A 6,900-nucleotide genomic window follows, 5' to 3' on the forward strand; every position below is an offset into this window, starting at 1 on the left:
TTGCGCTTTATTAGAAAAAGAAATTCCATATTATAATTGGGTTGGATTTTATTTTGCAAATCATGAAACTAAAACATTACATCTTGGACCTTATGTTGGTGCTGAAACAGATCATACAGTAATTCCATTTGGAAAAGGAATTTGCGGTCAAGTGGCTGAATCAAATGCCAATTTTGTAGTGCCAGATGTTGCTGCTCAAGACAATTATATTGCTTGTAGCTTCACAGTAAAATCTGAAATTGTCGTTCCTTTATTTGTAGATGGAAAAAACATAGGTCAAATTGACATTGATTCACATGTTATTGATCCTTTCACAGAAGCAGACGAACGTTTTTTAGAGTTTGTGAACCAAGAGGTTGCAAAATTATTTTAACGAAAATAAAAAAACTCATAATTCATAATTCATAATTCACAATTATTCCTATCTTTGCACCCGAATTGCTACCATACAATTCATACATAATAATCATTTAAAGCAATATTAGCATGTACTTAACTAAAGAAGTAAAAGCAGAAATCTTCGCTAAACACGGAGGAAAAGCAGAAAATACAGGATCTGCAGAAGGACAAATCGCGTTATTCACACACAGAATTTCACATTTAACAGAACACTTGAAAAAAAATCGTCATGATTATAATACAGAGCGTTCATTAGTTCTTTTGGTAGGAAAAAGAAGAAGTCTTCTTGATTACCTAATTAAGAAAGACATTTTGAGATATCGTGAGATTATCAAAGAATTAAACATCAGAAAATAAATTATACTAGGGGCTTTGTGCCCCTTTTATTTTACGTTTTATAGTAGAAAAAGTTCAGTTTTTTCATTGGGTTTCAAACAACTACACACAACTACAACACAACTAACCCTTTGTTTAATTAAGAATTAAAAAAATTATGATTCCACAATTATTTGTAGAAACTATCGATTTAGGTGATGGAAGAAACATCACAATCGAGACAGGACGTTTAGCTAAACAAGCAGACGGTTCTGTAGTAATTAGAATTGGAAAAACTGTTATTTTAGGTACAGTTGTTTCTTCTAGAAAAGCAAGTCCAGGCATTGACTTTTTACCTTTAACAGTAGATTATCGCGAGAAATTTGCTGCTGCAGGGCGTTTTCCTGGAGGTTTCTTTAAAAGAGAAGCAAGACCAAGTGATAGCGAAGTATTAACAATGAGATTAGTTGACCGTGTTTTACGTCCACTTTTCCCAGATGATTATCATGCAGAAGTGCAAGTTATGATTCAGTTAATGTCTTACGATGAAGACGTTATGCCAGATGCATTAGCAGGTTTAGCAGCATCAGCAGCTCTTGCTTTATCTGACATTCCTTTTGAAACTTTAATTTCTGAAGCTAGAGTGGGAAGAATTGATGGTAAATTCATCATAAACCCAAGTCGTGCTCAATTAGAATTATCAGATATCGATATGATGATTGGTGCTTCTATGGATTCTATCGCAATGGTAGAAGGTGAAATGAAAGAAATTTCAGAAGCTGAAATGCTTGAAGCAATTAAATTTGCTCATGAGCACATCAAAAACCAAATTTCTGCTCAACTACGTTTACAAGCTGCTTTTGGTAAAAAAGAAGTTCGTACATACGAAGGAGAAAGAGAAGATGAAGCTATTTACGCTAAAGTAAAAGAAGCATCTTACGATAAAATTTACGCCATTGCAAGTAAAGGTTCTGCAAAACATGAACGTTCGGCTGCATTTGACGAAGTTAAAGAAGAAGTTAAAGCTTTATTTACAGAAGAAGAATTGGCAGAAAATGGAGATTTAGTTTCTAAATATTTCAAAAAAACCAATAAAGAAGCTGTTCGTAACGTGACTTTAGATTTAGGAACACGTTTAGATGGAAGAAAAACTACAGAAATCAGACCAATTTGGTGTGAAGTAGATTACTTACCTTCTGTTCACGGTTCTGCATTGTTTACACGTGGAGAAACGCAAGCTTTGGCAACTGCAACTTTAGGAACTTCTAGAGAAGCTAACCAAATTGATTCACCTTCACAACAAGGAGAAGAAAAATTCTATTTACATTATAATTTCCCACCATTTTCAACTGGAGAAGCTCGTCCATTAAGAGGAACTTCAAGAAGAGAAGTTGGTCACGGAAACTTAGCACAACGTGCTTTAAAAAACATGATTCCTGCTGATTGTCCTTATACAATACGTGTTGTTTCAGAAGTTTTAGAATCAAACGGTTCTTCTTCTATGGCAACAGTTTGTGCTGGAACATTATCATTAATGGATGCTGGAGTTCAAATGATTCGTCCTGTTTCTGGAATTGCAATGGGATTAATTACGGATGGAGATCGTTATGCTGTTTTATCTGACATTTTAGGTGATGAAGATCATTTAGGAGATATGGATTTCAAAGTAACTGGAACTTCTGAAGGAATTACTGCTTGTCAAATGGATATCAAAATTGACGGTTTGAAATACGAGATTATGGAAGCTGCATTAGCTCAAGCTCGTGACGGACGTTTACATATCTTAGGAAAATTAACGGAAACATTAGCTCAACCAAGAGTAGATGTGAAAGCGCATTCTCCAAAAATTATTACAAGAAGAATTCCAAATGCATTTATTGGAGCATTAATTGGACCTGGTGGAAAAGTGATTCAAGAATTACAAAAAGTTACTGGTTGTACAATTGTTATCAATGAAGACCCACTTACAGAAGAAGGAATTGTTGAAATCTTAGGAACTGACCCAGATGGAATTGCTGCGGTTATGGCTAAAATTGATTCAATCATTTTTAAACCAACAGTTGGTGAAGCTTATGAAGTAAAAGTAATTAAAATGTTAGATTTTGGAGCTGTTGTAGAATATACAGACGCACCAGGAAACGAAGTTTTATTACACGTATCTGAATTAGCTTGGGAAAGAACTGAAAACGTTACTGATGTAGTAAACATGGGTGATGTATTTATGGTAAAATACTTTGGAGTTGATCCAAAAACAAGAAAAGAAAAAGTTTCGAGAAAGGCTCTTTTACCTAGACCTCCTAGAGAAGAGAGACCGATTGAGAAAAAAGAATAACCCTCAAGGTTAGTTTTATTATTTAATTCATAAAAAATTCCGTTTTAATTATTTTAAAACGGAATTTTTGTTTTTTCGGTAAAATCTTACATTATATGGGTTTTTTGTAAATATTTTTTATATATTTATAAAAAGTTAATTTCATGAAATCTATACAATTAGTCCTTTTATTTAGTAATTTATTATTAACCTCTTTTTTGGGCTTATTTGCGCAAGAAAAAGAAGACTATTTAATAACATATGACAGCATTATTGGTAAAGAAAACTTAGCAGTAACAAATGGCTTATTTCATTATAATAACTACAGAATTAATGACAATAAAGACATTTATTACAGTAGTGAAAAATATATTGCAGGTTCTTTAAATTATCTAGGACAAATATATTATGACTTATTCTTAAAATATGATGCTTACAATGACGAATTAGTTTACAGGTCTTCTGGTAATTCAGAAAAAACAGGAATAAATTTAATTAAATCAAATGTGAATTCATTTAAAATAAATGAATTAAATTTTGTCAATCTAGACAAGATCGAGTCTGAAAATAAGGATTTTATAAAAGGCTTTTATGAAGAAAAAATAAAAAATAACACCTTATCCTTATATATAAAACACTCCAAAAGCAAAAGAGAAATTTTTATAGGCAAAAACATTTTAGTAGAATTTAGCGACGAAAGTGAATTTATAGTGTACAAAGACAAAAAATTCAACAGAATAACATCTAAAAAAAGTGTCATTAATGAATTTCCTGATAAAAAGAAAATGATTAATGAGTATTACAAAAATAATTCAGAATTAAAAAAGAAGAACAAAACCTTATTCTTTACTAGTTTATTTAAAAACATTAGCCAATAATTTTTTATTAAAAAATATGAAAAACATATTCATCCTCTTCTTTTTTGTTCTATCCCAAGTTGTTTTTTCTCAAGTAGAAGAGCCAACTTTTACTGTTGAATTTAAAGATTCTAAAATTTCTGATGTAATTAAATATATTGAATCAGAAACAAATTATAAGTTTTTTTATAACGACGATTGGATTACTGAAAATAATATAAATATATCTAAAAATTATGTAAATGCTAGTTTAGATGAAATTATAAAACACACCTTTAGAGAAACAAATTTAAACTTTTTTATTGACAGTAATAAAATCATTCTTACTAAAAACAGCATCATTTATGACAAGATTCCCGAAACTATCATTACAACAACCACAGTAAAAACTGAGACAATTAACAACAACAATGATCCAGTATTTTATCAACAATATCAAAACAAAAAAAGCAGTTCTATTGTATTAATTGGTAAAGAATCAAAAAACAGTTCGCAAAGTTCGTATGTGTTATCTGGAATTATAAAAAACGAAAAAACAGGAGAACCGATTCCCAACATTGTAGTAAGAACTTCCGATAAATTAAAAAATGCTGTTACTGATGATAATGGAAAATATTCAATTAGTGTTCCTGCTGGCTTAAATGAAATTGAAATAGTTTCTTTAAATTATTTAGGTGAATTTAAAAAAGTAATGATGTATAATCATGGGAATTTGAATTTTTCAGTAACCGAAAAAATCAACCAACTTGATGAAATTATATTAACTGGAAAAGAAAAACAAAATATTAACAGTGTAACCAGTGGTGTCACAACCATTACATCAGAAGAAATTAAAAGTGTGCCAATGGTTCTTGGTGAAAGAGATATACTAAAAGTTGCTACAGTAATTCCCGGAATAAAAAGTGTGGGAGAAGGTTCTTCCGGATTTAATGTACGTGGTGGGAAAGAAGACCAAAATTTATTTTTATTAGATGATGCTGTTTTATATAATCCAGCTCACTTTTTTTGGTTTTTTCTCTTCTATAAACGCTTATACCATAAAAAGTGCTGACATTTACAAAGGAAGCATTCCTTCTCAATTTGGAGGTAGATTATCTTCTGTATTTGATATTTCAACAAAAAACGGAAATTTAGAAAAACTTTCTGGAGAAGGAGGAATTGGCCCAGTAACATCAAACATAACAGTAAGCACACCAATAGTCAAAAACAAATCTAGTCTTTTAATTGGCGGAAGAGCAACCTATTCTGGTTGGATTTTACGTTCTTTAAAAGATTCTCAACTACAAAATAGTAAAGCCTCTTTTTATGATGGAATTGCAAAATACAATCACATAATAAACGATAAAAACGAACTTGAAACTACACTTTATTATAGTGATGATGAATTTAGCATATCATCCGATTCCATTTATCATTACAATAACACATTAGCAACTGTTAAATGGAAACATAAAGTAAATGACAAAACAAATTATACTTTAAATCTATCAAACAGTCAATATAAATTTGACATAGATTATAATAATGGTTTATCAAACTCATTTAAATATGGTTATAAAATTAATGACTCACAATTGCAATTAAAGTTTAATACTAACTTGAGTGAAACTCATAAATTTAATTATGGAATTTCGACCAAGCATTATAAATTAGACCCTGGAGAAATTAGACCCTTAGGAGATCAATCTTTAATAATTGCTAAAAGAGTAGATAGGGAAAAAGGATTAGAATCGGGTATTTTTATTAACGATCAAATTAAAGTTAACGACAAACTAACTGTTAATATTGGGGCTAGATATTCTTATTTTGTGTCTTTAGGTGAAGCTACTCAAAACATTTATGAAGAAGGCCTACCAATTAGTGAAGCTACAATTGTGGAAACAAAGACTTTTAAAAACAATGAAACCATAAAAACTTATGGCGGATTTGAGCCTCGTATTTCTGCTCGTTTTAAACTTTCAGAAGACATGGCAATTAAAGGTGGTTATGACAGAACTTACCAGTATTTACATCTTTTATCAAGTAATACAACACAATCTCCTTTAGACACTTGGAAAACTTCTGATTTAAATGTCAAACCACAATCTGCATCACAGTATTCTTTAGGTTTATACAAAAACTTTAAAAATAACATTTATGAATTAAGTGTTGAAGGATATTATAAAAAACTAAATAACATTCTAGATTACAAAGTTGGTGCTGAGTTAGTATTAAACACCAATGTAGAAACAGAATTACTGCAAGGAGAAGGAAAAGCTTATGGTATAGAGTTTTTACTTAAAAAACAATCTGGAAGATTAAACGGTTGGCTTGGATACACTTATTCTAGAACTTTTATAAAATTAGACGGCCTATTTAATGAGCAAAAAGTAAACAATGGTGAATATTTTGCAGCGAATTATGACAAGCCTCATGATTTTAGTGCCATTTTAAACTATAGATTTACTAAACGATATAGCTTTTCTGCTAACTTCATTTATCAAACGGGTAGACCAATTACATATCCTGTTGGATCATACCAATATGGAAATGCAAATTATACTTTGTATAGTGATAGAAACAAATTTAGAATTCCAGATTATTATAGAATGGATATTGGCTTTAATATTGAAGGAAATCATAAATTAAAAAAATTAGCGCATAGTTTTTGGAACATATCAATTTATAATGTTTTAGGAAGAAACAATCCATATTCAGTGTTTTTTGTAACGGATGACGGAAAAATTAAAGCTTACAAAACATCTATATTCGCTATTCCAATTCCAACTATTACTTATAATTTTAAATTTTAAGAAGTGAAGAAATTTGTAACTTACATAACATTAGGTCTTTTTACAATTTTTACAAGTTGTACAGAACCTTATGCTATTCAAAATAATACTTTTGAAGATGTATTAGTTATAGAAGCTACTGTTACAAATGAATTAAAAAAACAAGAAATAAAAATTACTCGAACTTTTCAATTAGAAGAAAAAGATCCAACTTTTGAAACTAATGCAACAGTTTATATAACAGACG

Annotated in this window: 7 protein-coding genes; all 7 read left to right on the plus strand. The window is 30.1% G+C overall.

Annotated elements, in window-relative coordinates; genetic code table 11:
- On the plus strand, nucleotides 1–373 hold a 373-nt coding region (locus AACZ53_RS13030), incomplete at its 5' end, for a GAF domain-containing protein (protein WP_339839268.1).
- A gap of 113 nt (nucleotides 374–486) precedes the next feature.
- Nucleotides 487–756: a 30S ribosomal protein S15 gene (gene rpsO / locus AACZ53_RS13035; protein ID WP_026718332.1), complete on the plus strand. Its 270-nt coding sequence runs from the start codon at nucleotides 487–489 to the stop codon at nucleotides 754–756.
- Between the two features lie 136 nt (nucleotides 757–892).
- On the plus strand, nucleotides 893–3,046 hold the full coding sequence (locus AACZ53_RS13040) for a polyribonucleotide nucleotidyltransferase (protein WP_339839272.1): 2,154 nt from the start codon (nucleotides 893–895) through the stop codon (nucleotides 3,044–3,046).
- A 143-nt stretch (nucleotides 3,047–3,189) separates the two neighbouring features.
- Nucleotides 3,190–3,903: a hypothetical protein gene (locus tag AACZ53_RS13045; RefSeq protein WP_339839275.1), complete on the plus strand. Its 714-nt coding sequence runs from the start codon at nucleotides 3,190–3,192 to the stop codon at nucleotides 3,901–3,903.
- 16 nt (nucleotides 3,904–3,919) lie between these two features.
- Nucleotides 3,920–4,933, plus strand: a complete 1,014-nt coding sequence (locus AACZ53_RS13050) for a carboxypeptidase-like regulatory domain-containing protein (RefSeq protein WP_339839278.1) — start codon at nucleotides 3,920–3,922, stop codon at nucleotides 4,931–4,933.
- Nucleotides 4,854–6,674, plus strand: a complete 1,821-nt coding sequence (locus AACZ53_RS13055; protein ID WP_339839280.1) for a TonB-dependent receptor — start codon at nucleotides 4,854–4,856, stop codon at nucleotides 6,672–6,674. The genes AACZ53_RS13050 and AACZ53_RS13055 overlap by 80 nt, the downstream gene beginning before the upstream one ends.
- Before the next feature lie 3 nt (nucleotides 6,675–6,677).
- Nucleotides 6,678–6,900 (plus strand): DUF4249 family protein (locus AACZ53_RS13060; protein ID WP_339839282.1); only part of this gene is annotated, 223 nt, incomplete at its 3' end.

It is taken from the genome of uncultured Flavobacterium sp., assembly GCF_963975005.1.
Taxonomy (GTDB): Bacteria; Bacteroidota; Bacteroidia; order Flavobacteriales; family Flavobacteriaceae; genus Flavobacterium.

Coding starts and splice junctions, on each gene's coding strand:
- rpsO (WP_026718332.1), top strand. CDS start 487: ATGTACTTAACTAAAGAAGTAAAAGCAGAAATCTTCGCTAAACACGGA.
- AACZ53_RS13055 (WP_339839280.1), top strand. CDS start 4,854: ATGATGCTGTTTTATATAATCCAGCTCACTTTTTTTGGTTTTTTCTCT.
- AACZ53_RS13045 (WP_339839275.1), top strand. CDS start 3,190: ATGAAATCTATACAATTAGTCCTTTTATTTAGTAATTTATTATTAACC.
- AACZ53_RS13040 (WP_339839272.1), top strand. CDS start 893: ATGATTCCACAATTATTTGTAGAAACTATCGATTTAGGTGATGGAAGA.
- AACZ53_RS13050 (WP_339839278.1), top strand. CDS start 3,920: ATGAAAAACATATTCATCCTCTTCTTTTTTGTTCTATCCCAAGTTGTT.